Origin of the sequence: Gordonia westfalica, from assembly GCF_900105725.1 — a bacterium.
Lineage (GTDB): Bacteria > Actinomycetota > Actinomycetes > Mycobacteriales > Mycobacteriaceae > Gordonia > Gordonia westfalica.
The window spans coordinates 1,849,167-1,874,079 of the sequence record NZ_FNLM01000034.1 but is presented as its reverse complement, the minus strand read 5'-3'; the positions used below and the strand labels follow the sequence as shown (position 1 = coordinate 1,874,079).

The 24,913-nt window shown below is 69.2% G+C and carries 15 protein-coding genes and 1 tRNA gene; 10 read left to right on the top strand and 6 right to left on the bottom strand.

Features of this window, described 5'->3' with window-relative positions; all coding sequences use genetic code 11:
* Positions 1–31 precede the first annotated feature (31 nt).
* The 4 genes from BLU62_RS13895 to BLU62_RS13880 form a co-directional block, all read right to left on the bottom strand.
* Positions 32–3,802 (bottom strand): multifunctional oxoglutarate decarboxylase/oxoglutarate dehydrogenase thiamine pyrophosphate-binding subunit/dihydrolipoyllysine-residue succinyltransferase subunit, encoded by a 3,771-nt coding sequence (locus BLU62_RS13895; RefSeq protein ID WP_244278364.1) that lies wholly within the window; start codon positions 3,800–3,802, stop codon positions 32–34.
* A 195-nt stretch (positions 3,803–3,997) separates the two neighbouring features.
* On the bottom strand, positions 3,998–7,951 hold the full coding sequence (locus BLU62_RS13890; RefSeq protein WP_074850100.1) for an ABC transporter ATP-binding protein: 3,954 nt from the start codon (positions 7,949–7,951) through the stop codon (positions 3,998–4,000).
* Positions 7,948–8,673 carry a hypothetical protein gene (locus BLU62_RS13885; RefSeq protein WP_074850099.1) on the bottom strand — a complete coding sequence of 242 codons (726 nt, stop codon included), beginning with the start codon at positions 8,671–8,673 and terminating at the stop codon, positions 7,948–7,950. Before BLU62_RS13885 ends, BLU62_RS13890 begins: the two co-directional genes overlap by 4 nt.
* Complete coding sequence (locus tag BLU62_RS13880; RefSeq protein WP_074850098.1) at positions 8,670–9,746, bottom strand: glutathione S-transferase family protein; 1,077 nt, start codon at positions 9,744–9,746, stop codon at positions 8,670–8,672. Before BLU62_RS13880 ends, BLU62_RS13885 begins: the two co-directional genes overlap by 4 nt.
* A 120-nt stretch (positions 9,747–9,866) precedes the next feature.
* Here BLU62_RS13880 and BLU62_RS13875 point away from each other — a divergent pair, with 120 nt between their 5' ends.
* From BLU62_RS13875 to BLU62_RS13855, 5 genes are all read left to right on the top strand, one after another.
* A complete protein-coding gene (locus BLU62_RS13875; protein WP_074850097.1) occupies positions 9,867–10,538 on the top strand; it encodes a PadR family transcriptional regulator in 672 nt (223 codons plus the stop codon).
* Complete coding sequence (locus BLU62_RS13870; protein WP_074850096.1) at positions 10,535–12,079, top strand: DHA2 family efflux MFS transporter permease subunit; 1,545 nt, start codon at positions 10,535–10,537, stop codon at positions 12,077–12,079. The genes BLU62_RS13875 and BLU62_RS13870 overlap by 4 nt, the downstream gene beginning before the upstream one ends.
* Positions 12,080–12,126: 47 nt before the next feature.
* A complete protein-coding gene (locus BLU62_RS13865; RefSeq protein WP_074850095.1) occupies positions 12,127–13,326 on the top strand; it encodes an exonuclease SbcCD subunit D in 1,200 nt (399 codons plus the stop codon).
* Positions 13,327–13,339: 13 nt separating this feature from the next.
* Positions 13,340–16,315 (top strand): AAA family ATPase, encoded by a 2,976-nt coding sequence (locus BLU62_RS13860; protein ID WP_074850094.1) that lies wholly within the window; start codon positions 13,340–13,342, stop codon positions 16,313–16,315.
* 56 nt (positions 16,316–16,371) lie between these two features.
* Positions 16,372–16,447 (top strand) — tRNA-Arg (locus BLU62_RS13855).
* A gap of 89 nt (positions 16,448–16,536) precedes the next feature.
* Here BLU62_RS13855 and BLU62_RS13850 read toward each other — a convergent pair.
* Both BLU62_RS13850 and BLU62_RS13845 read right to left on the bottom strand, forming a co-directional pair.
* A complete protein-coding gene (locus BLU62_RS13850) occupies positions 16,537–17,304 on the bottom strand; it encodes a DUF305 domain-containing protein (protein ID WP_074850093.1) in 768 nt (255 codons plus the stop codon).
* 17 nt (positions 17,305–17,321) lie between these two features.
* A complete protein-coding gene (locus BLU62_RS13845) occupies positions 17,322–18,146 on the bottom strand; it encodes a thioredoxin-like domain-containing protein (RefSeq protein WP_074850092.1) in 825 nt (274 codons plus the stop codon).
* Positions 18,147–18,300: 154 nt separating this feature from the next.
* Between BLU62_RS13845 and argS the strand changes: the two genes are divergently transcribed.
* From argS to thrB, 5 genes are read left to right on the top strand one after another with little or no spacing between them, the layout of a single operon-like run.
* On the top strand, positions 18,301–19,953 hold the full coding sequence (gene argS, locus BLU62_RS13840) for an arginine--tRNA ligase (RefSeq protein ID WP_074850091.1): 1,653 nt from the start codon (positions 18,301–18,303) through the stop codon (positions 19,951–19,953).
* A complete protein-coding gene (gene lysA / locus BLU62_RS13835; RefSeq protein ID WP_074850090.1) occupies positions 19,950–21,371 on the top strand; it encodes a diaminopimelate decarboxylase in 1,422 nt (473 codons plus the stop codon). The genes argS and lysA overlap by 4 nt, the downstream gene beginning before the upstream one ends.
* Positions 21,368–22,711, top strand: coding sequence for a homoserine dehydrogenase (locus BLU62_RS13830; RefSeq protein WP_074850089.1), 1,344 nt, complete (start codon positions 21,368–21,370; stop codon positions 22,709–22,711). Before lysA ends, BLU62_RS13830 begins: the two co-directional genes overlap by 4 nt.
* Positions 22,704–23,789: a threonine synthase gene (gene thrC, locus BLU62_RS13825; RefSeq protein ID WP_074850088.1), complete on the top strand. Its 1,086-nt coding sequence runs from the start codon at positions 22,704–22,706 to the stop codon at positions 23,787–23,789. The genes BLU62_RS13830 and thrC overlap by 8 nt, the downstream gene beginning before the upstream one ends.
* A complete protein-coding gene (gene thrB, locus BLU62_RS13820; protein ID WP_074850087.1) occupies positions 23,770–24,774 on the top strand; it encodes a homoserine kinase in 1,005 nt (334 codons plus the stop codon). The genes thrC and thrB overlap by 20 nt, the downstream gene beginning before the upstream one ends.
* Positions 24,775–24,913: the final 139 nt, after the last annotated feature.

The following is a 24,913-nucleotide window of genomic DNA, read 5'->3' as shown; positions in this document are numbered from 1 at the left end:
TCCTGCTGTTGGCGATGGGGCCGGTGCGGTCCTACTCGCCGAATGCCTCGTCGAGGATCTCCTGCTGCTCGACCGCGTGCACCTTGCTCGAACCCGAGGACGGGGCCGACATCGGGCGACGCGAGACGCGGCGCAGGCCACCGAGGACGTCCGGCAGCACCTCCGGCAGCCACAGGCCGAGGAACGGCCATGGTCCCTGGTTGGCCGGCTCTTCCTGGACCCAGCGGAACTCACTGGCGTTGCCGTACTGCTCCAGCGTGTTGCGCAGGCGACGGTGCGGCACCGGGTAGAGCTGCTCGATGCGGACGATCGCGATGTCGTCGCGATCCTCCTTGTCGCGGCGGGCGGCGAGCTCGTAGTACAGCTTGCCGCTCACCAGCAGGACGCGCTTGACCTTGCTGCGGTCGGCGTCGCCCTTGGCGAACTTCGGGTCGTCGATGACCGACCGGAACTTGTCGTCGGTGAAGTCCGAGACCGGGCTGACCGCGGCCTTGTTGCGCAGCATCGACTTCGGGGTGAAGACGATGAGCGGACGGCTGATGCCGTCGAGGACGTGGCGACGCAGCAGGTGGAAGTAGCTGGCCGGGGTCGACGGCAGTGCCACCGTCATCGAACCCTCGGCGCACAGCTGCAGGAAGCGCTCGATACGACCGGAGGTGTGGTCGGGACCCTGACCCTCGTGGCCGTGCGGCAGCAGCAGCACGACGTCGGAGAGCTGACCCCACTTGGCCTCACCGGACGAGATGAACTCGTCGATGATCGACTGCGCACCGTTGACGAAGTCGCCGAACTGCGCCTCCCACAGCACGAGTGCGTCCGGGTTGCCGACGGAGTAGCCGTACTCGAAACCGACGACGCCGAACTCCGAGAGCGGGGAGTCGTAGACCATGAAGCGGCCGCCGTTGTTCTCTTCGTCGGCCGGCTGCAGGTGGTTCAGTGGCGTGTACTCCGAACCGTTCTCACGGTCGATGAGCACCGAGTGGCGCTGCGTGAACGTGCCGCGACGCGAATCCTGACCGGACAGACGGACGGTGCGTCCCTCCATCACCAGCGAACCGAAGGCGAGTAGCTCGGCGAACGCCCAGTCGATGTTGCCGTTGCGGGCGGCCTCGGCGCGACGCTCCAGCACCGGCTTCACGCGGGGGTGCGGGTTGAAGCCCTCGGGGACGTTGACGAACGCGTCACCGATGGTCTGCAGGATCTCCTTGTCGACCGCGGTGACCAGCTTGGTCGGCAGGGTCTGGTCGGACTCCACCGACGGAGACGGCTCGGCGTGGTACTTCTCGAGTTCCTTGACCTCGTTGAAAACCCGTTCGAGCTGTCCCTGGTAATCGCGCAGGGCGTCCTCGGCCTCCTTGGTCGAGATGTCACCACGACCGATCAGGGCCTCGGTGTAGCTCTTGCGGACGCCGCGCTTGGTGTCGATGACCTCGTACATCGCCGGCTGCGTCATCGACGGGTCGTCACCCTCGTTGTGGCCGCGGCGGCGGAAGCAGACGAGATCGATGACGACGTCCTTGTTGTACGTCTGGCGGTAGTCGACGGCGAGCTTGGCGACCCAGACGCAGGCCTCGGGATCGTCACCGTTGACGTGGAAGATCGGCGCGCCGATCATCTTCGCGACGTCGGTGCAGTACTCGGTCGAACGCGAGTGCTCCGGGGCGGTGGTGAAACCGACCTGGTTGTTCACCACGATGTGCACGGTGCCGCCGGTGCGGTAACCGGGCAGCATGGCCATGTTGAGCGTCTCGGCGACCACACCCTGACCGGCGAACGCGGCGTCACCGTGCAGCATGAGCGGCAGGATCGGGAAGCGATCGTCCTCGTCGAGGAGGTCCTGCTTGGCGCGCACCAGGCCTTCGAGGACCGGGTCGACGGCCTCGAGGTGGCTCGGGTTGGCGGTCAGCGACACGTTGATCTCGTTGTCGCCGAACATCTGGTAGTACTTGCCCTCGGCGCCGAGGTGGTACTTCACGTCGCCCGAACCGTGCGCCTGCGACGGGTTCAGGTTGCCCTCGAACTCGCTGAAGATCTTCGAGTACGGCTTGCCGACGATGTTGGCGAGCACGTTCAGACGGCCGCGGTGCGGCATGCCGATGACGACCTCGGTGAGGCTGTGCTCGGCGCTCTGATCGATGACCGCGTCCATCATCGGGATGACCGACTCGGCACCCTCGAGCGAGAAGCGCTTCTGGCCGACGTACTTGGTCTGCAGGAAGGTCTCGAAGGCCTCCGCCGCGTTCAGCTTGCTCAGGATGTACTTCTGCTCGCCGACCGGCGGCTTGACGTGCTTGACCTCGACACGTTCCTGAAGCCACTTCTGCTGTTCCGGCTCGAGGATGTGGGTGTACTCCACACCGACGTGACGGCAGTAGGCGTCGCGGAGGATCGCCAGCACGTCGCGCAGCTTCATCTTCTCCTGGCCGTGGAACCCACCGACCTTGAAGGTGCGGTCGAGATCCCAGAGGGTCAGGCCGTAGGTCGCGATGTCCAGATCCGGATGGCTGCTGCGCGCATCGCTGTTCATCATCAGCGGATCGATGTCGGCCATCAGGTGGCCGCGGCTGCGGTACGCCGCGATCAGCTCGAGAACGCGGGTGCTCTTGTCGACGAGCCCGGCCGGGATGTCCCGACGCCAGCGGACCGGCTCGTAGGGCACGTGGAACGCGGTGAAGATCTCGTCGTAGAACGAGTCGTCGATCAGCAGCTGGTGGACCGTGCGCAGGAAGTCGCCCGACTCCGCACCCTGGATGATGCGGTGGTCGTAGGTCGACGTGAGGGTCATCAGCTTGCCGACGCCGAGCTCGGCGATCTGCTCGTCGCTGGCGCCCTGGAACTCGGCCGGGTACTCCATCGCTCCGGCGCCGATGATCGCGCCCTGCCCCGTCATCAGGCGCGGCACGGAGTGCACGGTGCCGATGGTGCCGGGGTTGGTCAGCGAGATGGTGACGCCGGAGAAGTCGTCGGCGCCGAGCTTGCCGTCACGCGCCCGCCGGACGATGTCCTGGTAGGCGTTGTAGAACTCGGCGAAACCCATCGTCTCGCACTCTTTGATCGCGGCGACGACGAGCGTGCGGTTGCCGTCCTTGCCGACCAGGTCGATGGCCAGACCGAGGTTGGTGTGCGCGGGGGTGACGACGTTGGGTTTGCCGTCGATCTCGGCGTAGTGCCGATTCATGTTCGGGAAGGCCTTGATGGCCTGGACGATCGCGTAACCCAGGATGTGGGTGAAGCTGATCTTGCCGCCGCGGGTACGGGCGAGGTGGTTGTTGACGACGATGCGGTTGTCGATCATCGCCTTGGCGGGAACCGCGCGAACACTGGTGGCCGTCGGGATCTGCAGCGACAGGGCCATGTTCTTCGCGATGGCGGCAGCGGGGCCGCGCAGGACCTTGTTGGCGTCCGCGGTGTCCTTGGCGTCCGAGGACGCGGGCTTCGCGGTGCCGGCCTTGGCGGCGGGCTTCGGCTGGGAACGGGCCGAACCGTCGCGGCTCGCGACGCTGTGGCCGGAGGCGGCCTTGGTCGCGGTGGCCTCCTTGGCGGGAGAGGGCTTGCGGGGCGAGGCGTTCCGCGTGGGTTCCTGGTCGAGGGTGACCTGCTTGCGCGGGGCCGTCTCGGCGGTGGATGCCGCCGGGGCGCTGCCGCGGCCGGTACCGGAGGCGCTGCCGTTGGCGGACTGAGAGGCGGTGGACGGGGAGGTGGTGGACGAGGCCGCACCGTTCTCGCCGGGCTGGTAATTCTTCAGTAGCTCATGCCAACTCGGGTCCACCGAGCTCGGGTCCTCTTTGAATTGCTGGTACATTTCCTCGACCAGCCAGGTGTTCTGTCCGAAGTCAGAAGTCGAACTGCTGCTCACAGCGGTATCTCGCCTCAATTCCCTTAAGGTGCCGGGTTCTCTCTGCCACGCTGGTAGTCCCTTGTGGAGACTATCGGTGAACCATCTGCCGATGCTACGCGGCGTCTGCTTCGTCACACCCACCGACCTGCTACCACAGAGTCAGGTCGTCGTCTCGGGCGATCGGGTTCGGATGGTCTGTTTCGTGGATGTCGACGCGCCCCGTTGCGCGCCCTGCCTCGAGCCCGCATGCGGGCCGGTGTCCGCCACGTTGTTCCTCGCGGCGGTCACCGTCACATCGGGCTCCGATACCGCGGCCTCGTCGGGGTCGACACCGGCTTCCCAGAAGCCGCGATACAGAGTGTCCAACGCCAGGAGTTCGTCGTGTGTTCCGAGTTCGACGATCCGGCCGCCGTCGACGACGGCGATGGTGTCGGCGCGGGCCGCGGTGGCCAGCCGGTGGGCGACGATGACCGAGGTCCGGCGCCGCGTCATCGCACGTCCGGCCGCGAGGACCTGCGCCTCGGTCGCCTGGTCGAGCGTGGCGGTCGCCTCGTCGAGCAGGAGGAGATCGGGATCGACCAGTTCGGCGCGGGCGAGTGCGATCAGCTGGCGCTGGCCGGAGCTGAGACCCTGACCGCGTTCGCCGATGGGGTGATTCATGCGCCCCGGCAGGGCCGCGATCATCGGTAGTGCACCCACCGCGGCCGCGGCGTCGACGATCGAGGCGCGGTCGGCGTCCGGCCGCCCGTAGGCGATGTTGTCCGCGACGGTCCCGGTGAACAGGTGCGGCTCCTGCGGGACCAGGCCCAGCCGACGGCGGTATCCGGAGAGGACGAAGTCGCCGATGTCGGTGCCGTCGACGAGGACGCGTCCGGAAGTCGGGTCGTAGAAGCGGGCGAGCAGTTTGACGATCGTCGACTTGCCCGCGCCGGTCCGGCCGACGAGCGCGAGTGAGGTCCCGGCCGGGATGTGGAGGTCGACATCGCGCAGCGCGTCGGATTCCGCGCCCTGATAGCGGAAACCGACCCGGTCGAACTCGACCTCGCCGTCGAAGCCGGTGACCGGCGGTGCCGCGGCGTCCGGGTTGACCCGCAGCGAACTCGGGGTCCGTAGCAGATCACCGATCCGGCGCAGGCCGACCGCCGCCTGCTGGTACCCGTCGAAGACCTGCGAGAGCTGCTGGACGGGACCGAACAGCATCGTGAGATAGAGGACGAAGGCCACCAGCGTGCCCGCCGACAGCGACCCGTCCGCGACCTGGCCGGCGCCCACGCCGAGGGCGATCGCGGTCGCGATGTCCGACATCAGCATGATCAGCGGGAAGTACGAGGCGATAGCGCGCTGGGAGACCATCCGCGCCGCCACCCAGGCCGCCGAACGCTGCGCGAAGCGCTCCTGGGCGTCGGCGGTGCGGAGGTAGGTCTGGGTGGTCTTGATCCCGGCGATGTTCTCCTGGAAGTCGGCGTTCACCGAGCTGATCAGCTCGCGGGACCGCGTGTAGGCGGCGCTCGCGACCCGGCGGAAGACGATCGTGGCGACGACGAGGAGCGGGAACACCGGGAGAACGAGGAGCGCGAGAAGGGGTCCGGTCACCAATAGTGCGATCGAGACGCCGACCAGGGTCAGGAGCGCGACGATCGCCGAGGTGAGCCCCGTCTGCAGGAACGTCGACAACGCGTCGATGTCGGTGGTCATCCGCGTCATGATGCGACCGGACAGCTCTCGTTCGTAGTAGTCCAGACCCAGGCGCTGGATGTGGGCGTAGCTGCGGATACGCAGTCCGAACAGCACGCGCTCACCGGCGCGCGTGGAGGTCATCGTCAGGAACGACGCGGCGAGCCACCCGACCCCGACGAGCACCGCACCGCCGACCGCCGCCCACCACAGGGTGCTCTGGTCGTGGTCGCCGGCCGCGTCGATCACCGCGCGGGCGATGCTGGGGAAGGCCAGGCCCACGAGGGTGTCGACGGCGATCGCCGCCAGTGCGGCGGCCAGCAGCCATCGAACCGGTCGCAGTAGTCCGCGGAGGGTGAAATCCGGGTTCTCGCGGCGGGCGACGGCGACGTCGACCTCCGGGTCCTCGACGGCCGGCGGCAGCGCGTCGACCCTCGCCTGGAGTTCGGGTGTGGCCGGCATCGACCCCAGCGCGCTGGCCACGCCCGGGCCCCGCGGTCCGCCCCGCGGCCCGGCGCCGGCCGTCACGCCGGTCCGGGTATACGTGTGTTCGTCGCGGAGATCCGTTGTGGGCCAGAGGCGCTCGATCTCCTCGTCGGCGACGGCCCGTCGGGCCGGCGTCGATGTGTCGCCGTCCGGGTCCGCACCGGCGTTCGTCATCAGTTCGCGGAACCTCGTGGAGCCGGTCTCGAGTTCGGCCGGTGTCCCGATGGCGGTGATCCGGCCGTCGTCGAGCACGGCCACCTGATCGGCGAGCACGAGCGTCGACCGACGATGGGCCAGAACCAGCATGGTGCGGTTCTGATCGCGCAACCGACCGAGGATGCGGGCCTCGGTGGACGCGTCGACCGCCGACGTCGCGTCGTCCAGCACCAGGATGCGCGGATCGGCGAAGAGCGCACGCGCGAGGGCGATCCGTTGGCGCTGACCGCCCGAGAGGGTCAGTCCGCGTTCGCCGACGACGGTGTCGTAGCCGTCGGGAAGTGCCTCGATGAACTCCGCGGCATCGGCCGCGGCGGCGGCGGCCCTCACGCGGGCGGTGGCGTCCGCGTCCGCGGCGGCCGGCCCCATCGCGATGTTCGCGGTGATCGTGTCGGAGAACAGGAAGGGCTCGTCGAACACGACGGCCACGGCGCCGTGCAGGACTCCCGGCGCCAGCGAGTCCAGCGGGTGCGGGCCGTCGGCGCCGATGAGGGAGATGGTGCCCGCATCCGGCCGCTCGAAGCGGCTCACGAGGTCGGCGATGGTGGACTTCCCGGAGCCCGGTGGGCCGACGATCGCCACGCACTCACCCGGTTCGATCCGCAGGTCGATGCCGCTGAGCACGGCGGGAGGGTCGTCCGCGTCATGGGTGTGATGGGCGAAGGAGACATCGTCGAGTTCGACGCCGAGCGGCCCGTCGGGCAGCGTGCCGGTGGCGGTCTCGCCGGGGTCGCGGGGGTGATCGATGACGTCGTAGACGCGTTCCACCGCGGCGCGCGCGAGCTGGGCGTTGACGATGAGGTTGGTGAGTAGGCGGGCGATACCCGTCATCGCGGTGACATAGGTGGTGAACGCGAGGAAGGTGCCTGCGGTGATCTCGTCGGTCATCGTCAGATAGCCGCCGACGACGATCACCCCGACCATGCCCAGCTGGGGGATGGCGCCCAGCGTGGGGCCGAACCGGGCGTTGATCCGCGCCGCGCGCAGACGCCGCGCGAACACCGTGCGGCACCTCGCCACCAGTCCGTCGACGGCGCGGTCCTCCTGGCCGAAGCCCTTGACGACGCGAACGCCGGTGACGGTCTCCTCCACGTGCTGGGCGACGTCGGCCGCGGCCTGCTGGGCAGACCACGTGGCGGCGAACAACCTCCGCCGGGTGCGGAAGACCTCGAGGGCGATCAGGGGCGCGATCACCAGCGCGACGACGGTGAGCAGCGGCGACAGATAGGCCATCACCCCGAGCGCCACGACCATCTGCACCGCGGCGCCCATCGAGAGCGGCGTCATCGCGAGCAGTCCCTGGACCACCTGGATGTCGGAGATGGACCGGGACACGATCTGCCCCGTCCGGATCTGGTGCTGACGCCGGCCGTCGAGATGGAGGAGGGTGTCGAGCAGACGCCGGCGCAGGTTGTTCTGCACATTGATCGCGAGTCTGCCCGCGAAAACCCGCCGTCCGAAGTGGCAGGCGTAGCGCACGAAGGCCAGGACGACCAGCCCCGTGATGATGGTCGACAACGCGAGATCGTCGTCGATCACCCCGGTGGCCCGGTCGATCGCGCCCTTGGCCAGCAGGGGCATCACGATGTCGACGGCCACCGCGAGCATCGTGACGATCATCGTCACGACGACGATGCGACGGTAACGCCACGCCTCGCCGAGCAGCTTCCGGATCCAGCCCGGTGACGGGGTCGGGGTGCTCCCGATGGCGGGAGCGGCGATGTTCTCCGAACTCACCGGGAGCCGGGCGGCAGCGGACTCGACTCGTCCACCACCTCGGCGTCGAGCACCCAGAAGGCCGGGGCGGGACCGAAGGCCTCGCGCGCGTTGTGCACGACCTTGCGGCCGAGTGCGCGGCTGCCCGCGCCGCCGATCACCGCGCCGATGCCGGCCGGCATCAGCTTGCCGAAGATCAGCGGTGCGCGCCGGATCGCGTACTTGCGCACGAGCTTGTTGATCAGGGTCTTGTTCAGTTTGGCGAGTGCGCCCGACGGCAGGGCGGCACCACCGAGCCGGCGGAGGGGACCGCCGCGCGTACCGACCACGCGGCCGAGCGCGAGCACGCCCTCCTCGCCGAGTGCGACGGCCAGAACCAGCGCCTTGCGCCGATCCGTCTCGTGCACGCCGATGCCGTGGACCTCCGCGACCGACAGGGCGAGCAGCGCCGACGCCTCGAGGAAGAAGGCGGTGTCGCCGGTCATCGCGCCGAACGCCGTCATCGTCCCGACGCCCGGCACGGCCGCGGCCGCACCCACGGCGCCACCCGAACCGGTGACCGCGTTCAGGTACCGCTTCTCGAGACGTTCGACGATCTGCGCGGGGGAGTCGTCGGGGTACTTGCGGCGCAGCGCGTCGACGTACTTCTTCACCGCGGGGGCCTGGAGCCGCTGCGCGCGGTCGAGGAGTCCGCCGGTGACCTCCACGGCCTTGCCGGGCGGCTTGCGAGTGGTGTCGGTCATGACTTCGGTACCCAATTCTCCTCGGGCACGACCTCTGCGGGCCGTGGCGGGCCGGGCGGCGTGCCGTCGCCGAAGGGACGCCCGCCGAGTTCCTCGCGGTGGTGCGGGGTGAGCCATCCACGCAGGTCGGGACCCTTCGGCACGATCTGTGTGGGGTTCACGTCGGTGTGCACGATGTAGTAGTGCTGCTTGATCTGGGTGAAATCGGTGGTGTCGCCGAAGCCCGGGGTCTGGAACAGGTCGCGGGCGTAGGCCCACAGCACCGGCATCTCGCTGAGCTTGCTGCGATTGCACTTGAAATGCCCGTGGTAGACGGGGTCGAAGCGGGCGAGGGTCGTGAAGAGGCGGACGTCGGCCTCGGTGATGGTGTCGCCGACGAGGTAGCGCTGCGTCGAGAGGCGCTCGGAGAGCTCGTCGAGTTTGGTGAACAGGCGGTCGTAGGCGGCCTCGTACGATTCCTGACTGCCGGCGAACCCGCATCGATAGACGCCGTTGTTGACCTCGGTGTAGACGCCGCGGTTCACCTCGTCGATCTCGTCGCGGAGTCGTTCGGGGTAGAGCTCGGGTGCGCCGTCGCGGTGGAACGCGGTCCACTCCAGCGAGAAGTCGATGGTGATCTGCGGGAAGTCGTTGGTCACGACCTCGCCGGTGGGGACGTCGACGACCGCGGGCACGGTGATGCCCTTGGGATAGCCGGGGAACCGCTTCTCGTAGGCGTCTTTGAGGCGCGGGATCTGCAGGACGGGGTCGAGGCCGCCGGGGTCGAGGTCGAAGGTCCACGAGTTCTTGTCGTGGGTCGGGCCGCAGAGGCCCAGGGAGATCGCGTCCTCGAGTCCGAGGAGCCGGCGGACGATCAGTGTCCGGTTGGCCCACGGGCAGGCCCGGGCGGCGACGAGACGGTAGCGGCCCGCCTCGACGGGGTAACCGTCCCGGCCGTCGGCGGTGATCCGGGTTTCGATGTACTTGGTGTCCCGCACGAATTCCTGGCCGGACATCACGTAGCTGCCCTGCTCTCCGGAATCGCTTGTCCCGGTGCGGTCCTTGTCGGCGGAATCCTCCGGCGCACGAGTCATGCTCACCACAGTAGTGATGGCCGGTGACACTTGGCAGCAACCGGCCAGGTGCGTATATTCCGTCTGGAATATTCGGCGCCGATCAAACGGGCTCGGGGTCGTCGGACCAGGAGGTCGGGAATGGCGTGTTCCACCCCGCTCGGACCGGTGGCGATCCTGGTGCTCGGGCTCCTCCTCGAACGGCCGATGCACCCCTACGAGATGGTGCAGACGACCGTCGCGCGCCGCGAGGACCGGCTGGCGAAGTTCCGGGCCGGCACGCTGTATCACGCGGTGGACCGGCTCGCGACGAACGAACTGATCGAGGTCCACGAGATCCGCCGCGAGGGCAACCGTCCCGAGCGGACCGTGTACGCGATCACCGAACAGGGCCGGAGAGCACTCACCGAGAACCTCGAACGCATCCTCGAGACGAGACCAGAGGAGTACCCCGAGCTGTACCTCGCGCTGTCCGAGGCGCACGGTCTGCCGCGGAACCGGGTCGCCGAACTCCTGGAACGGAGGGTCGCGACGATGCGGGCGGATCTCGCCGACGTCGAGGCCGCCGTCACCGAGATCCGGTCCCGCGGCAAGCCGGAGATGTTCTTCCTCGACGCCGGCTGCCGGATCGCGACGCTCAACGCCCAGATCGCCTGGCTCGACGACCTCGTCGACCGGCTCCGCACGCACCGCATCGAGTGGCTCGACGACCCGGATTCGCCGTATCGCGTTCCGACCCAGCCGAATTCCTCCGCAGAACCGAACTCCTCCCCAGACACCGAACGCCTGACACAGAAGGTCGAGCAGAGATGACGCGTTCCACCACCGACAGCGGGGTCACCGGCTCCGAGGTGACCACGAGGCCGTGGGCCGCGCTGATGGCGCTGTGCGTGGGCTTCTTCATGATCCTGGTCGACATGACGATCGTGGCGGTCGCGCAGCCGCGTATCCAGGCCGATCTCGACACCGACGTCAACGGCGTCGTCTGGGTCACCAGCGCCTACCTGCTGACGTATGCGGTGCCGCTGCTCATCACCGGGCGCCTCGGCGACAAGTACGGGCCGAAGACGATGTACCAGATCGGCCTGATCGTCTTCACGATCGCCAGCGTGTGGTGCGGCCTGTCGGGTTCGATCGGTGAGCTGATCGCCGCCCGCGCCCTGCAGGGCATCGGCGCCGCGCTGATCACCCCGCAGACGATGTCGCTGATCACGCGCATCTTCCCGCCGGAGAAGCGCGGTGCGGCGATGGGACTCTGGGGGACCGTGGCCGGTGTCGCGACGCTCGTCGGCCCGCTGCTCGGCGGCGTCCTCACCGACAATCTCGGCTGGGAGTGGATCTTCTTCATCAACCTGCCCGTCGGCATCGTCGGGCTCGTGCTGGCCGCCGTCCTCGTGCCGCAGGTCGAGACCAACGACCACCAGTTCGACTGGATCGGCGTCGTGCTGTCGGCCGTCGGCCTGTCCGCGCTCGTCTTCGGTATCCAGGAGGGCGAGAGCTTCGACTGGGCCGCCTGGGTGTGGGCCATGATCACCGGCGGTGTGATCCTGCTCGGTGTCTTCGTCTGGTGGCAGTCGCGCATACGCACCGAGCCGCTGCTCCCGCTCTCGTTGTTCCGCGACCGCAATTTCTCGCTGGCCACCATCGGCATCTCCTCGATGGGTTTCGCGGTGTCGGCCATGATGATCCCGCTGACGTTCTACCTGCAGCTCGTCGGCGGGATGACCCCGACCCAGTCGGCGGTCGTGCTGGTGCCGATGGCGATCCTGACGGGCATCCTCGCGCCGATCGTCGGGCGCATCGTCGACCGCGTCCACCCGCGGGCCATCGTCTCCACCGCACTGCTGCTCAACGCGGTCGCCAGCGGCTGGCTGGGCGTCGTCGCCCGGCCGGACACCCCGGTCTGGATGATCATCCTGCCGCTGTGCCTGATGGGCATCGCGTCGGCCGGGATCTGGGCTCCGCTCGCCGCCACCGCGACCCGCAACCTGCCGTGGCATCAGGCCGGTGCGGGTGCGGGTGTCTACAACACGCTGCGGGTGATCGGATCGGTGCTGGGTTCGGCGATGATCGGTGCCCTCCTGCAGTCACGCCTCGCGGCCGAGTTGCCGGGGATCGACGCCGCCGCAGCCCAGGACAGCAGCGGTGCGAATCAGTTGCCGGAGTTCCTCCGCGAGGGCTTCGCCACCGCGATGGGCCAGTCGCTCTACCTCCCGGCCGCCGCGCTGCTGGTCGGTGTCGTGGCGACGTTCTTCTTCGTGCGGCCGGCGCATCAGGTGCCGCCGAGGGCCGCAGCGCAGGCAGGATCCGTTCCGGGTAGCGCGGCTCACACGGCCCCGGCGACCGGGGCCTGAGCGCGCGTCCCACGATCTGTCGGGGCCCGACCGTAAGGTTTGTCAGCATGCGGATCGTGCACACCTCCGACTGGCACCTGGGCCGGACGTTCCATGGTGTCGACCTGCTCGCCGACCAGCGTCGCGCGCTGGGTCACCTGGCCGAACTCGTGGCCGCCGAGTCGGCCGACGCCGTGATCGTCGCCGGCGACGTCTACGACCGCTCGGTGCCTTCGGCGGACGCGGTACGTGTCTACGACGACGGCCTGGCCGAGATCGCGGCCGCGGGGGCGCAGATCGTCGTGACGTCGGGCAACCACGACTCACCCACGCGCCTCGGTGCGGGCTCGTCGTTCGCCGCCGCCGGCGGCCTGCACCTGCGGACCTCGATCGATGCGATCGCCGAACCGGTCGTCCTCTCCGACGAGTACGGCGAGGTCGCGGTGTACGGCATCCCATACCTCGAACCCGACACCGCCAGACGCCATCTCGGCGTCGAGGAGGTGTGCGGCCACACGGCGGTCCTCGACGCCGCGATGGACCGCATCCGGGCCGATCTCGAAACCCGGCAGTCGCGATCTGTCGTCGTCGCCCATGCCTTCGTCAGCGGCGCCGCGGCCTCCGGCTCGGAGCGTTCGATCAGTGTGGGGGGAGTGGAAACCGTTCCCGCCGAGACCTTCTCCGGTGTCGACTACGTCGCCCTCGGGCACCTGCACTCCCCGCAGCGCGTCACCGACACGGTGCGCTACAGCGGCTCGTTGCTGCCGTACTCCTTCGGTGAGCGCACCCACCGCAAGGCGGTGTGGATCATCGACCTCGACGCCGACGGCGTCACCGAGATCCGCCGCCACGAACTGCCCGTCGTCCGCGAACTCAGTTCACTGCGCGGAACTCTCGACGACCTGCTGACCGCGGGACAGTTCGTCGCCGCTGAGGACCACTACGTCGAGGTCACCCTGACCGACACGGTGCGCCCGCTCGACGCGATGCGTCGCCTGCGTGAGCGATTCCCGCACGCCGTCCACGTGCAGTGGGACCGTCCGCACACCGGCGCGGGCGTCGACTACCGGTCGCGGGTCCGCGACCGAAGCGATGTCGAGATCATCAACTCGTTCATCGAGGACGTCCGCGACACCCCGACCAAGGGGGAGCGGGTCCTGATCGAACGCGCCCTGCGCGCCGTCGTCGGCGAACCCGAGTCCGACGCCGGCGCCGACGGGGAACTGGCGCTCTTCGCCCTCGACGCGTTCGCCGCCGAAACCGCGTGAGCACGGAAACGGCATGAGACTGCATCGGATTCGAATCCGCGCGTTCGGCCCGTTCGCCGACGAGGTCACCGTCGACTTCGACGAGCTCGGTGCCGACGGACTGTTCCTGTTGCACGGCCAGACGGGCGCGGGCAAGACCACGGTCCTCGACGCGGTGGCGTTCGCATTGTTCGGGCGGGTCCCCGGCGCGCGCGACACCAATCGTCGCCTGCACTCCGATCATGCTGCGCCCGAGACGGTTCCGGAGGTGGAGCTCGAGGCCACCATCGGTTCGCGGCGCCTGCGGATCACACGTTCGCCCGAACACGAACGCCCCAAGAAGCGCGGCGACGGGATGCGGAAGATCAACGCCGCGGCGTCGCTGGTCTGGGTCGATGGTTCGGGTCCGGACCTGACGCGCATCCCCGAGATCGGGGAAGCGGTCGTCCGGTTGCTCGGCATGAGCGCCGAGCAGTTCTTCCAGGTGGTCCTGTTGCCCCAGGGCGACTTCGCGCGATTCCTGCGCGCGCACTCCGACGAGCGAGAAGAGTTGCTGGAGCGGCTCTTCGACACCGAGCGCTTCGGCGACCTCGAGGAGTGGCTCCGCGATCGGGGACGGGAGAGTGCGGCCAAGCTGGCCGAGCACTCGGGAACCCTCGACCGCATCGCCGGGCAGATCGTGGCGATCAGCGGCACCCGGGCACCTGCCGACCCCGACTACGACTGGGCCCAGCAGTGTCTCGACGAGGCTCGGCAGGCGGCCGAACGCGCCCTGGCGGAATCGTCTGCCGCCCAGGCTGCGGTCGAACAGGCCGAGGCCGCCCACGAGCACGGGCGGCGCGTCGACGAACTGCGTCGTCGAGGGCTACAGGCGCGCGACCGGCTCGACCGACTCGCCGAGGGGGCGGCGACGCTGACGGCCGCCGAGCAGTCGCGTCGGCTCGCCCTGCGGGCCGCTCCCATCGCGCCGCTCGCCGATGACCACGAGCGGGTGAACGCCGAGGTGGTCGCCGCATCCGACGCGGCCGATCGCGCGCGTGCCTCGCTCGGCGAACTCGCCGAGGGCGCGGCTCTGTGCGAATCCGACTGTGACGATGCGGCGCTCGTCGCGGCCGTGGACCGGTGGACCGAGGAGTCGGGACGCTGGGAGCCACTCGCGAAGCGTGTCGCCGAACGTCCCCGGCTCGTCGCCGACATCGACGGCCTCGAGAAGACGATCGCCGCGGCAGAACGGCAGGCGGCGGAGACGCGCACCCGCCTCGAGGCGGCGCCCGGGCGCCGCGAGGAGGCCGTCGTCGCTCTCCGCGCGGCCGACGAGTTACGCGTTCAAGCACCGAAACTGCGCGCCGAACGCGATCACGCCCGACGCGTACTCCAGGCCTTCACCGATCGCGACGAAGTGCTCGCGCAGCTGGCCGACGCCGAACGACATCTACTGGAGGCGCGGGAGAAGCACTCTGCCGCAAGGGAACACCAGCTCGACATCCGCGAACGACGCCTCACCGGCATGGCCGTCGAGCTGGCCGGTGCTCTCGTCGACGGGGAACCGTGCGTGGTCTGCGGCTCGGTCGGACATCCGGCTCCGGCGACCGGCGACGCGGACGATCCGGTGGGTGAGGCGCAGGAGAAGGAGGCCGCGGCGGCCGAGGAACGTGCGGGCGCGATCAGGGCGATCGCGCAGTCCGCCGTCGCCGCCCTGCAGGAACGGCAGGCCAACCTCGACGCCGTCATCGCCGGTGCCGACCGCACCGAGATCGAGGCCGACCACGTCCGGTTGGTCGCCGGCGTCGCAGCCGCCGAGCGGGCGGCTGTGCGCACACCGTCGCTGCAGGACGCCGTCGAGGGGATCGACGCCGAGATCGCCGACCGGCGCCGGACCCTGGCCGACCACGAGACGGCCCAGGCGGGTCGTCGTGAGCGTCTGACGACCCTGCGCGAGAACCTGAGTGCCCTCGACGCCGAGGTCCGGGAGGCGACCGGCGGCCGGATGGGCATCGCCGAGCGTCGTCGTGAACTCGCCGAACTCTGTCGCCGCACCCGGATTCTGCGGGAGGCCCGGCGCGAGCTCGACCGGGCCCGCCGGCGACGCGACGAGATCGCCGAGCGGCTCGCCGCCGCCTGCGCGGACGCAGGTTTCTCCGACTCGAACGAGATCCGTGCTGCCGTTGCGTCGCAGGCGCAGATCCGTCAGTGGGAGAAACTTCTCGAGGAGGCGGCGGCGATGCGGGCCGGCGCGGAGGAGACCCTGGCCGATCCCGACGTGTGCTCGGCGCTGGAAGCACCCGAGGTCGACGTGGCCCTGCTGACCGCGGAACTGGTGTCCGCCCGTGCGCGTCGTGACGACGCGGGGAGCGTGAATGCGGTGGCCGCACAACGCCGTACCGATCTCGAGTCCTTCGTCGCGGACTTCTGGGCGGCCCTGGATTCCCTGGCTCCCCTGAAGGCGCGGCATGCGGAGCTGCAGGGTCTCGCCGAACTCGTGAGCGGACGGGGCCAGAACTCGCGGCGGATGTCGCTGCGGTCCTACGTGCTCGCCGCACGGCTCGACGAGGTGCTGGTCGCCGCGTCCGGACGTCTGCGCGAGATGTCCTCGGGGCGTTACGAATTCGTTCACTCGGACGCCGCCGGAGTCCGTGGCCGGCGCGGCGGTCTGGGGATCGAGGTGCGTGACGAGTACACCGGCGTACTACGCGCGACCACCACCCTGTCCGGTGGTGAGACCTTCTTCGCCTCGCTCGCCCTCGCGCTGGGCCTGGCCGACGTCGTCTCCGCCGAATCGGGCGGTCGGGTGCTCGACACGATCTTCATCGACGAGGGCTTCGGCACGCTCGACCCCGAAGCCCTCGACCTCGTCATGGGCGTCCTCGACGACCTCCGCTCCGGCGGTCGCGTCGTCGGCGTCGTCAGTCACGTCGACGAGTTGCGGGCCCGGATCCCGGCCCAACTGCACGTCCTACGCGGTGAACACGGCTCGACGCTGCGGGTGCAGAGTCCGCTCGGCGTGTCGTGAGCAGCCCGATTGTGATGTGCCGGTGAGCATGCGCTAGTCTGGGTTCCGCCCGATGAGCCCCCGTAGCTCAGGGGATAGAGCGTCTGCCTCCGGAGCAGAAGGCCGCAGGTTCGAATCCTGCCGGGGGCACCACAACTGCAAACCCACCCTTTTTGCGTAAACCCACCACCCGTCAGGGCGGTGGGTTTACGCATTTCTGGTGGGTTTGCAGATCAGGCGGGTCAGTTCATCGGCAGCGGCTGCGCGTTGCGCTCGGCCAGCATGGCCTCGATGATCCCGATCTCCTTGTCCTGGGTGCGTTCCATCGCCGACGCGAGGTCGCGGACGTAGGGCTGCGAGACGTTGGCCGGGTTCGCGGCGTACTCCATCATGTGGAGCCCACCCTCGTGGTGGCGAAGCATCAGCTGCAGGAAGGTCGTGTCGACCTCCGGACCGCGCATGGCGCGGAACCGCTCCATCTCGGCCGACGTCGCCATTCCCGGCATGGCCGGCTGCTCGACATCCGCGGCGGGAGTCGACCCGTGGTCCCCATGGCCCATGTCTCCGTGGTCGGAGTCCCCGTGATCGTCACCGGAGGTTTCCGCCGACGAGCCGTGGCCCATCCAGCCCATCGCCTCGCCGGGATTGTTGACGGGCTGGCCCCAGCGGGTCAGCCACGACTGCATCTGGCCGATCTCGTTGCTCTGCGCGGTGAGGATGTCGAAGGCCATGCTGCGCACCTGGGGATCGGTGCCGTGTTCGAGCTCGATAGCGGCCAGCTCGACGCCCTGCTCGTGGTGGCGCGTCATGTCCTGCGCGAATCCGACCGCCGCCGAGTTCGCGGTGGGGGAGTCTTCGCCGGCGGAGTCGTCGGCCAGGCTCGCCTGGATCAGCAGGCCGAGGCCGACACCCACCAGGAGCAGCGCCACCGCGGCGAGTGCGAGAAGGGCCGGGCGCCGGCGCGACGCGGCGGCGGTGGTCGGATCGGTGCTCTCAGGTGTCTCGCTCATGCTCGTTCCTCGCCTGGTCAGCCCGCGGGCATCGGGTTGTTGCCGCCGCCGTCCATGGGCACGGCGTCGGGGCCCGGTGCGCCCTCGTCGGCCGGCGGGGGATTCGACGGATCGAAGCCCGGGATGGCGGTACAGGTGGCCTGGGTCTCCGGGTAGGCCGCGGTCTGCGGGTTCTCCGGGTAGACGCCGGGCATCATGTTGCGACGCAACGAGGTGATGAACTGGTCGACCCGCGGGTCGGTCGCCGAGTCGAGCTTCAGCTGGTGCCCCCAGCTCTGCAGGGAGACCGGCTTGTCGAGGCCGGGGTACGGCGACAGGAACAGGTACTGCTCGCCGCGCACGAGGCGCTTGAGGTAGTCGACGTCCTCGGGCGAAGCCGTGTCGGGGTTGTAGGTGATCCAGACGGCGCCGTGCTCGAGGGCGTGGACAGCGTTCTCCGAGCGCAGCGGGTTCGGGTAGACGACACCGGTACAGGTCGCCCAGATCTCGTCATGCGGGCCACCGAAGGGCGGCGACTGGTCGTAGGCGACGCGCTGGGACGCGTTCACGTGCTTGCCGGCCTGGTAGTAGATCTTCGTGACGCCTTCGATGCCGTTCGACGGGTCCGGGGTCTGCGGCGACGGGACGAACTCGGCGGCCGACTGGACCGCGACGTCGTCCTTCTCGTTGGCACGCTTCTCGTTGAATTTGGGCACGAGGTAGATCGCGAGCCCGGCGAGGAGCCCGATGACCACGACGACCGCGCCGATCAGCATCCAGTCGACCTGACGGCCGGTTGCCGTGGGTACCGACCCGGACTTCTTACGAGCCTTGGGGACGTTGGCCCCTGGTTTGCGCGCCATTGACTTCTTTCCTCATACGACGGGGGTCGCCGTGCGCGCGGGCGGTCGTACCCCCCGACGCGCGCTCGGCGCACACGAGTCTACTGGTGTACTGCACCCGCTCTGGGAGGGTGCGATTATCGATGAGGCGCCCCGGCCAATAGGATGGTGTCCCGTGACTCCCGCCGACCTGGCCGCGCTGCTGCGCGCCGTGACCCTGACCGTGGTCCGCGACCGCGGACTGGACGAGAACCTGGTGCCCGACTCGATCGTCGTCGAGCGCCCCCGTCACGCTGACCACGGCGATTACTCCACCAATGTCGCCCTGCAGCTCGGCAAGCGACTCGGTGTGGCGCCCCGTGAGCTGGCCGGATGGCTCGCCGAGGCCTTCGCCGGTGCCGATGGCATCGCGAAGTCCGAGATCGCGGGTCCCGGCTTCGTGAACATCTGGCTCGGCGCGGCCGCGCAGAACACCGTCGTCGCGAACGTGCTGGAGAAGGGCGAGAGCTACGGCCGGGGCGCAGAGCTGGCCGGCGCGATCATCAACCTCGAGTTCGTCTCGGCCAACCCGACCGGGCCGATCCACCTCGGCGGCACCCGCTGGGCCGCCGTCGGCGACGCTCTCGGCCGCGTGCTGGCCGCCCGCGGCGCGGACGTGACGCGCGAGTACTACTTCAACGACCACGGTGCCCAGATCGACCGCTTCGCGCGTTCGCTGGAGGCCGCGGCGCTGGGCAACCCGACCCCGGAGGACGGCTACGCCGGCGACTACATCGCCGACATCGCCGCCCAGGTCACCGCGAAGGTGCCCGATGTGCTGTCGCAGCCCGAGGCCGACCGGGTCGAGACCTTCCGCTCGATCGGCGTGGACCTGATGTTCGACCACATCAAGCAGAGCCTGCACGACTTCGGCACGGACTTCGACGTCTACACCCACGAGGACAAGATGTTCGCGACGGGCCTCGTCGACCAGTGCATCGAGCAGCTCAAGGGCAACGGCAACCTGTACGAGAACGACGGCGCCTGGTGGCTCAAGTCCACCGACTTCGGTGACGACAAGGACCGCGTCGTCATCAAGAGCGACGGCAACGCCGCCTACATCGCCGGCGACATCGCGTACTACCGCGACAAGCGCAACCGCGGCTTCAACCTGTGCATCTACATGCTCGGCGCCGACCACCACGGCTACATCAGCCGCCTCAAAGCAGCTGCGGCCGCGCTCGGCGACGACCCGGCCACCGTGGAGGTGCTCATCGGCCAGATGGTCAATCTCGTCAAGGACGGCAAGCCGGTGCGCATGTCCAAGCGCGCGGGCACGGTCATCACGCTCGACGACCTCGTCGACGCCGTCGGGGTCGACGGTGCGCGGTATTCGCTGATCCGCTCGTCGGTTGACGTCAACATCGACATCGACCTCGACCTGCTGACCAAGCAGTCCAACGACAACCCGGTGTACTACGTGCAGTACGCGCACGCCCGGATGTCGGCGCTGGCGCGCAACGCCGCCGACCTCGGCGTGGTGTCCGCGCTCGATCACCTCGACCTGCTCGACGACCCGGCCGAGGGTGAATTGATCCGCACCATCGGCGATTTCGACGAAGTCGTCGCCACCGCGGCCACCCTGCGCGAGCCGCACCGCGTGTGCCGCTACCTCGAGGTCCTCGCCGGCACCTACCACCGCTTCTACGCGAAGTGCCGCGTCTTGCCCCAGGGCGACGAGGAGGTGGCCGACATCCATCGCGCCCGCCTCGCCCTGTGTGAGGCCACGCGTCAGGTCCTGGCCAACGGCCTCGGCCTGGTCGGCGTCAGCGCTCCGGAGCAGATGTGAGCGCGCACCCGGCCGGTCCTCGGCACGCCGAACTGCTCGCCGCGCCGCATCTCGCGCAGCGACCCAACGATCCGGCCGTCCTCGCCGCGATCCCGCCCCAGGTGTGGCCCCGCAACGCCGCTCGCGACGACTCGGGCGAGCTGCGCATCGCCGGGGTCCCCGTCGGCGAGCTCGCCGACGAGTTCGGCACGCCGGCGTTCATCGTCGACGAGGCGGACTTCCGGTCACGCTGCCGCGACATGATGGCCGCGTTCGGCCCCTACGGGCGGGTGCACTACGCGTCGAAGGCGTTCCTGTGCAGCGAGGTGGCCCGCTGGGTCGACCAGGAGGGACTCTCCCTCGACGTGTGCAGCGGCGGCGAACTCGCCATCGCACTGCGCGCGGGCTTCCCCGCCGAACGAATCGCGTTGCACGGCAACAACAAGAGTGTCGAAGAGCTGACTGCCGCGGTCGATGCCGGGATCGGTCATGTGGTGCTCGACTCGATGATCGAGATCGACCGCCTCGACGAGATCTCCGGTGAGCGGGGCGTCGTCACCGACGTGCTCGTCCGCGTCACCGTCGGCGTCGAGGCGCACACCCACGAGTTCATCTCGACCGCCCACGAGGACCAGAAGTTCGGCTTCGCCCTCGCCGGTGGCGTCGCGATGCAGGCGATCCGCCGGGTCTTCGCGACCGAGAACCTTCGCCTCGTCGGTCTGCACAGCCACATCGGCTCGCAGATCTTCGACATGGACGGCTTCGAACTCGCCGCCCACCGCGTGCTCGGGCTGCTCCGCGACGTCGTCGGCGAGTTCGGCGTCGAGAAGACCTCGCAGATGTCGATCGTGGATCTCGGTGGGGGACTGGGTATCTCGTACCTCGAAGAAGAGCGTCCGCTGCCGGTGGAGAAGGTCGCGGAGACCCTCGCCGACATCGTCCGCCGCGAGTCCGCCGCCGTGGGCCTGCCGATGCCGATCATCGCCGTCGAGCCCGGCCGGGCGATCGCCGGACCCGGCACGATCACCCTCTACCGCGTGGGCACCGTCAAGGACGTGGCGCTCGGCGGTGGGGCCACCCGCCGCTACATCTCCGTCGACGGCGGGATGAGCGACAACATCCGTACGGTCCTGTACCAGGCCGAGTACGACGTCCGATTGGTCTCGCGGGTGTCCGATGCACGTGCGGTCGTCTGCCGAGTGGTCGGAAAGCATTGCGAGAGCGGCGACATCGTGATCAAGGACTGCTGGCTGCCCGAGGACCTGGGTCCCGGTGACCTCATCGCGGTGGCCGCCACCGGCGCATACTGCTACTCGATGTCGAGCCGGTACAACATGACCATGCGGCCGCCGGTCGTGGCCGTGTCCGACGGGCGGGCCCGGCTGATGCTGCGGCGCGAGACCATCGACGACTTCCTCGGCCTGGAGGTGAGCTCGTGACCGGATCTGTTCAGAACACAAGCGATTCAAGCGAGGTGAATGCCGTGCGACCCATCGGGGTGGCGGTACTCGGGATGGGAAATGTCGGCGCCGAGGTGGTGCGAATCATCACCGAGAACGCCGGCGATCTGCGATCGCGCGTGGGTGCGCCCGTGGAGATCCGCGGCGTCGCCGTGCGAGATCTCAACCGCCCGCGCAAGATCGGCCAGGATCTGCTGACCGACGATCCCGCGGCGCTCGTCGCCCGCGACGACGTCGACATCGTCGTCGAACTCATGGGCGGCATCGACCCGGCCCGTGCGCTGATCCGTTCCGCGCTCGAGAGCGGCAAGTCGGTCGTCACCGCCAACAAGGCGCTGCTCGCCGAGTACACCGGCGAGCTCGCGACCGCGGCCGCCGACGCGAAGGTCGACCTCTACTTCGAGGCCGCCGTCGCGGGTGCCATCCCGGTCGTGCGTCCGCTGATGCAGTCGCTCGCCGGTGACACCGTCGAGCGTGTGGCCGGAATCGTCAACGGCACAACCAATTTCATCCTCTCGGCGATGGACGAGACCGGTGCCGACTATGCCGACACGCTCGCCGAGGCGGGGCGTCTCGGATACGCCGAGGCCGATCCGACGGCCGACGTCGAGGGTTACGACGCCGCGGCCAAGGCCGCGATCCTCGCGTCCATCGCGTTCCACACCCGTGTCACCGCCGCCGACGTGCACCGCGAGGGCATCTCGTCGGTCACCTCGGCCGACCTGGTCGCCGCCAAGAAGTTCGACTGCACGATCAAGCTGCTGTCGATCTGTGAGCGTGTGCGCGACGAGCACGGCGGACAGCGCATCTCGGCCCGCGTCTACCCGGCGCTGATCCCGCTGACCCATCCGCTCGCCACCGTCAACGGTGCGTTCAACGCGGTGGTCGTGGAGGCGGAGAACGCCGGCCGGCTGATGTTCTACGGCCAGGGTGCAGGCGGTTCCCCGACCGCGTCGGCCGTGCTCGGCGACATGGTCATGGCTGCGCGCAACCGGGTGCACGGTGGCCGCGGGCCGCTGGAGTCGACCTACGCGTCGCTGCCGATCGCGCCGATCGACGACGTGCCGACCCGCTACTACATCTCGATGCGCGTCTCCGACCGGCCGGGTGTGCTCGCTCAGGTCGCCGGTGAGTTCACCAAGCGTTCGGTGAGCATCGCCGCGGTGCGCCAGGAGGGGGCGGGCGACGACGCCCGCCTGATCGTGGTGACCCATCGGGCCCCCGACCGTGCGCAGTCGGATTGTGTTGCGGCGCTAGAAGACATGGACGCCGTCATCAAGGTGTCGAGTGTGTTGCGATTGGAAGGTACCGATGACTGAGACGACTTCTGGGCCCGTGCACCGCGCGTGGCCCGGCCTGATCGAGGCATACCGTTCGCGGCTGCCCGTCGCCGACGACTGGAAGGTCGTCACCCTGCTCGAGGGTGGCACCCCGCTGATCAGCGCCCCGTACCTGTCGTCGCTGACCGGTTGTGAGGTCTACCTCAAGGTCGAGGGTCTCAACCCGACCGGTTCGTTTAAGGACCGCGGCATGACCATGGCCGTGAGCAACGCGGTCAACAACGGCAAGAAGGCCGTGCTGTGCGCCTCGACGGGCAACACCTCCGCCTCGGCGGCGGCCTATGCCACCCGTGCCGGCATCACCTGCGCAGTGCTCATCCCGCAGGGCAAGATCGCGATGGGCAAGCTCGCCCAGGCGGTCATGCACGGCGCCAAGATCATCCAGGTGCAGGGCAACTTCGACGACTGCCTCGAACTCGCCCGCAAGGTCACGGCGGAGTTCGGCGAGATCGAGCTCGTGAACTCGGTCAACCCGGCCCGCATCGAGGGCCAGAAGACGGCGGCGTTCGAGATTGTCGACGTCCTCGGACGGGCACCCGACGTGCACGCGCTGCCCGTCGGCAACGCCGGCAACATCACGGCCTACTGGAAGGGCTACACCGAGTACCACGCCGACGGCGTGTCGTCGTCGGTGCCGCGCATGCTCGGCGTGCAGGCCGCCGGTGCCGCCCCGCTGGTGAACGGCGCTCCCGTCAAGGAGCCGGAGACCATCGCGACCGCGATCCGTATCGGCTCGCCCGCGAGCTGGAACCAGGCCGTCGCCGCCAAGGAGGAGTCGAACGGCCAGTTCCGCGCGGCCACCGACGAGAAGCTGCTCGAGGCCTACCGGCTGGTCGCGGGCAAGGAAGGCGTCTTCGTGGAGCCGGCATCCGCGGCGAGCGTGGCCGGTCTCCTCGCGGCACGTGCCGACGGCTGGATCGAGGCCGGCTCGACCGTGGTGTGCACCGTGACCGGTAACGGCCTGAAGGACCCGGACACGGCTCTGGCCGGTATCCCCGAGGTCGAGGCGATCCCGGTCGATCCGGTGGCGGTGGCCAATGCCCTCGGTGTCGGCTGAGTCCGCCGGGGTCGAGGAGATGACGCAGAACGGCGAGATGACACAGCCCGGGGTGGCGACGCGACAGCTACCGGTGGGCGTCTCGGCGCGCGTCCGGGTGCCGGCGTCGAGCGCCAACCTCGGGCCGGGATTTGACTGTCTGGGCATCGCTTTGGGCATCTACGACGAGGTGATCGTCGAAACCGTCGAGGCCGGGGTCGTTCTCGACGTCGAGGGGGAGGGCTCGGCCGACGTGCCCCGCGACGAGTCCCATCTCGTCGTGCGTGCCCTCAATCGCGGTCTCGCGCACGCCGGTGTGTCCGCACCCGGCCTGAAGTTGCGCTGCGTCAACCAGATTCCACATTCGCGGGGCCTCGGGTCGTCGGCCGCGGCGGCGGTCTCCGGCCTCGCCGCCGCCTCCGGCCTGATCTCGGCCGCGGGATTCGGCGTGGGCCTGTCCGCCGACGAACTGGTTCAGCTCTCCAGCGAGTTCGAGGGGCACCCGGACAACGCCGCCGCGAGCGTCCTGGGTTCGGTCGTCGTCACGTGGACGGAGACCTCGGACGAGGTGAGCTCCTATCACGCTCACCGACTGTCGGTGCACCCCGACGTGTGCGCGACCGTGTTCGTCCCCGACACCGAGTCGTCGACGTCGTTCACGCGCGGCCTGCTGCCGGATGAGGTGCCGCGCGCCGATGCGATCTTCAATCTGAGCCGCGCCGCGCTCGCCGTCGTGGCGCTGACCTCGGATCCGCGCAAGCTCATGGCCGCTTCCGCGGACCGGTTGCACCAGCCCTATCGTGCGTCGGCGATGGTGCCGACCAGCGAACTCGTCGCCGAGCTGCGCGCTCGCGGGCACGCCGCGACGGTCTCCGGCGCCGGCCCGACGGTGCTGGTGCTGGGTACCGCGCCGATTCCGGCCGACATCCGGGTGGTCGCGCAGGGTCTCGGTTTCACCACCCACTCGGTGGCCATCGCCGGCGGGGTCGACATCAGCGCAGGCTGAGGTCGTCGCGCTCGCACACTGAGCGTTTCGTTCCCGGGCCCGGTGGGAATACCTTATGGGCAACGGACGTTGGGGAAACAGTGTGACGTTGGGGAAACAGTGTTCGGCGGTCTCTCGCGCCGACGATCACGAATGCCGA

Bases quoted from the DNA above. Each gene is read 5' to 3' on its own strand.
- BLU62_RS13895 (WP_244278364.1), bottom strand. From the start codon at position 3,802: ATGTACCAGCAATTCAAAGAGGACCCGAGCTCGGTGGACCCGAGTTGG.
- BLU62_RS13885 (WP_074850099.1), bottom strand. From the start codon at position 8,673: ATGACCGACACCACTCGCAAGCCGCCCGGCAAGGCCGTGGAGGTCACC.
- BLU62_RS13880 (WP_074850098.1), bottom strand. From the start codon at position 9,746: ATGACTCGTGCGCCGGAGGATTCCGCCGACAAGGACCGCACCGGGACA.
- BLU62_RS13875 (WP_074850097.1), top strand. From the start codon at position 9,867: ATGGCGTGTTCCACCCCGCTCGGACCGGTGGCGATCCTGGTGCTCGGG.
- BLU62_RS13870 (WP_074850096.1), top strand. From the start codon at position 10,535: ATGACGCGTTCCACCACCGACAGCGGGGTCACCGGCTCCGAGGTGACC.
- BLU62_RS13865 (WP_074850095.1), top strand. From the start codon at position 12,127: ATGCGGATCGTGCACACCTCCGACTGGCACCTGGGCCGGACGTTCCAT.
- BLU62_RS13860 (WP_074850094.1), top strand. From the start codon at position 13,340: ATGAGACTGCATCGGATTCGAATCCGCGCGTTCGGCCCGTTCGCCGAC.
- BLU62_RS13850 (WP_074850093.1), bottom strand. From the start codon at position 17,304: ATGAGCGAGACACCTGAGAGCACCGATCCGACCACCGCCGCCGCGTCG.
- BLU62_RS13845 (WP_074850092.1), bottom strand. From the start codon at position 18,146: ATGGCGCGCAAACCAGGGGCCAACGTCCCCAAGGCTCGTAAGAAGTCC.
- thrC (WP_074850088.1), top strand. From the start codon at position 22,704: ATGACTGAGACGACTTCTGGGCCCGTGCACCGCGCGTGGCCCGGCCTG.
- thrB (WP_074850087.1), top strand. From the start codon at position 23,770: ATGCCCTCGGTGTCGGCTGAGTCCGCCGGGGTCGAGGAGATGACGCAG.